General features: G+C 70.1%; 2 protein-coding genes. One reads left to right on the top strand and one right to left on the bottom strand.

Annotation, left to right across the window (positions count from 1 at the left end):
- Window positions 1-1165: condensation domain-containing protein (locus CA984_RS44055; RefSeq protein ID WP_341351773.1), on the bottom strand; the 1165-nt coding region annotated here is incomplete at its 3' end.
- Here CA984_RS44055 and CA984_RS48535 point away from each other — a divergent pair.
- A partial coding sequence (locus CA984_RS48535) for a hypothetical protein (protein ID WP_242676520.1) occupies window positions 1091-1295 on the top strand: 205 nt, incomplete at its 3' end. The two genes, CA984_RS44055 and CA984_RS48535, sit on opposite strands and share 75 nt — an antisense overlap.

Here is a 1295-nt window from a genome sequence, read left to right on the forward strand (position 1 = left end):
ACGCCACCCCCGACCCCACCACCGCCACCGCATGCGGCGACCGCGCCACCTGCGCCTCGAACTCCTCGGTGATCGTCGAGGGGACGCCGGGGGACGAGCCGGTTCCCGACCACTCGTGGAGGATGGTGTGGCGTTCACGGGGGTCCAGGATGTCGATCGCGCTGAGGGAGACGTCGGGGTCGGCGGCCACGGCGTGGATGAGACGGAGGAACCTCGACACGAGCCCCTCGGCGGTCTCCGGGTCGAACAGGTCGGTGGCGTATTCGAGGGTCCCCGTCAGCCCCCCGGCCGTCTCGGTCAGGGACATCAGCAGGTCGAACTTCGCCACACCGGTTTCCAGCGGCTCCGGCTCGACCGACAGCCCGTCGAGTTCGAGCTTCACGGCGGGGTTGTTCTGGAAGGTCAGGGCCACCTGGAACAGGGGGTGGCGGGCCATCGAACGGGCCGGATTGACGATCTCCACCAACCGCTCGAACGGAAGATCCTGATGCGCGTAGGCCGCCAGATCCACCTCCCGCACCCGGCCCACCAACTCCCGAAACCCCGGATCACCCCCCGTATCGGTCCGCAGCACCAACGTGTTGACGAACATGCCCACCAGATCGTCCAACGCCTCATCCACCCGGCCCGCCACCACCGAACCGATCGGCACATCGGTGCCCGCACCCAACCGGGTCAGCAACGCCGCCAGCGCCGCCTGCACCACCATGAACAGACTCGCGTTCGCCTCCCGCGCCAACGCCCTCAGGCGGCGGACCTCCTCCACACCGACGGACACGGGGATCGACCCGCCCCGGTAGGACGCGACGGCGGGGCGGGGGCGGTCGRCCGGCAACGCGATCTCATCCGGCAACCCCGCCAGCGCCGCCCGCCAGAACCCCACCTGACGACTGACCAGACTCCCCGGATCCGACTCCTCCCCCAGCAACTCCCGCTGCCACAACGCATAATCGGCGTACTGCACCGGCAACGGCTCCCACCCCGGCACCCGCCCCCGMGAACGCGCCGCATAAGCGGTGATCACATCACGGGCCAGCGGAGCCATCGACCARCCGTCCCCCGCGATGTGATGCAACACCAGGGCGATCACGTGCTCGTCGGGGCCCAGGGTGAACAGCGTCACGCGGAGCGGCGGCTCCACCGCCAGATCGAATCCCCGGCTCACGGAGGCGAGCAGCGCGTCCGCGAGTTCGGCCTCCCCAAGGTGCACGTGCTCCAGCGCCGGTTCGGCGAACTCGAGGACGCGCTGCTCGCCTCCGTGAGCCGGGGATTCGATCTGGCGGTGGAGCCGCCGC

Origin of the sequence: Streptosporangium minutum, assembly GCF_002149035.1 — a bacterium.
GTDB lineage: Bacteria > Actinomycetota > Actinomycetes > Streptosporangiales > Streptosporangiaceae > Streptosporangium > Streptosporangium minutum.